The organism is Streptomyces sp. SID9727, from assembly GCF_010550605.1.
Lineage (GTDB): Bacteria > Actinomycetota > Actinomycetes > Streptomycetales > Streptomycetaceae > Streptomyces.
Genome location: NZ_JAAGNI010000353.1, coordinates 1 through 1,831 on the forward strand (window position 1 = coordinate 1; position 1,831 = coordinate 1,831).

Sequence of the window (1,831 nt, forward strand, 5' to 3'; positions counted from 1 at the left end):
CGGGACGCGGCGCGGATAGGCCGCCGGGGCGGCGCTGACCGCCGGCTTTCGCGGGCCTGACGCCCCCTACGGAACCCGGGTCTCCTCGACGGTCTCGGACGCGTCCGGTGTCCTCGGTGCCGGGGCACCGCGCTTGAACATACGGGTCGCGGTGATCTCGCCGTGCACCGTCTCGGTGCCGGGGTCCTGCTGGGGCAGCCCGGGGCGCAGGTGCTCCTCGACGCTGATGTACTTCAGACCGGCGCGCAGGTCCGCGTCGTTGCGCAGCCGGATGACGAGCGGGAATTCGGCGAGGGCCGTCGTGTCGAACAGGCCTGTGGTGTACAGCAGTTGTACGCCGAGCGCGTCGGCCACCGCGCGCTGGAGCTCCAGCAGATAGGTGGCGTTGGCCCGGCCGATCGGGTTGTCCAGGAAGAGCGTGCCGGCGTGCCGGTGCTGTGCCCGGTCGCGCCCGCGGTCGTTGCTGCGCAGGGCGGCCATCGTGCAGTACAGGGCGATCGCGGCGGTGAGCAGCTGTCCGCCCGAGAAGACGTCGCCCATCTGCCCGACCGGCACGCGCTCGGCGCGCAGCACGGCGTCCGGCTTGAGGATCTCGACGGCGATGCCCTTGGGCTCCAGAGCCGCCTGGACCCCGCGCAGGAGCAGGGACATGCCGTCGCGGCGCAGGTCGGAGTTCTTGCGGAGGGCCGCCCTCGTCGCCTCGTCGATGACCTCGCCGAGCCGTTCGGTGAGGGTGGTCTGGTCGGGTTCATCGAAGCGGATGCGGAGGAATTCCTGCCCGGACCACTCCCCCAGGCCCTCGGGGAGCCGGGAGAGCCGCTGGGCGGAACGGAGCGTGGTGAGCGCGGACTCCACCAGGCCGCGCAGCCGGTCCACGATGGAGTCGCGGTTGCGTTCCAGCTGGGCCAGCTCGTCGGTGAGGACGCGCAGCCGGGGTGCGAAGGCGGTGGCCCACTTCTCCGCGTGCTCGGGTAGCGCGGCGGCGGGCAGTTCGCGGATCTGCTGCCGGGCCGGGGTGCGGACCTGTTCGTAGCGGGTGGAGTTGGCGTGCCGTACGAGGACGTCGCTCGCCTCCCGGACGGCCGCTTCGGCGGCGGAGAGGTCGGCGGCGCAGCCGCGCAGGGAGCGGCGGGCCTCGGCCGCGGACTGCCGGGCCTCCTCCAGGCTGCCCGGATACGGCTCGGGGTCCTCGGGTTCGTCCTCGGCGCCGTGGTCCCTGAGCAGGTCCCGCAGCAGGGCGGCGGTCTCGTCGAAGCCGCCCGCCGCGTCCTCGGCGGCGCGGTGGGCGTGCAGCAGCTCGGCGTGGGCGGCCCGGGCGGTGTCCAGCGCGGCGGAGGCGGCGGCCAGTTCGGCGGTGGCGGTACGCAGAAGGGCCTGGGCCTGTTCGGCGTCGGCGGGCACCTGGTCGTCGGGCAGCTCGGTGTGCAGGCTCTCGCCGTCGGCGGGCGCCAGGCGTTCGGCCTCGCCGCGCAGCCGGCCCAGCTGCTCGCTGGCGGCGGAGGCCCGGGTCTCCAGGAGCTGGACGAGTGATTCGGCGCGGGCGGCGGCGGCCTGCCGGGACGGGCCGTCGGCGCCGTCGGTGCCCTCCAGGAGCTGGGCGGCCCGGGTGCGGACCTTGTTGGTGAGGCGGTCCAGCTCGGCGAGGGCGGCGCTCTCGTCGCTCTCGGCGCGGGCCTGCTCGGCGCGCAGGTCGGCGCCGACGCCCACCTTCTCGTACAGCTGGGACGCCGCCCGGTACGCCTCGCGCAGGGCGGGCAGCGCCTGGCGGGGGGCGTCCTCGCCGACCTCGGGGAGGTGTTCGGGGGCGCCGGCGATCTCGGCGCGTTCGGCG

Annotated in this window: 1 pseudogene; it reads right to left on the reverse strand. The window is 75.3% G+C overall.

Annotated features, from left to right (window positions below):
* Positions 1–66 precede the first annotated feature (66 nt).
* Positions 67–1,831: pseudogene (locus G3I41_RS24010) on the reverse strand (hypothetical protein); the annotation flags it as partial.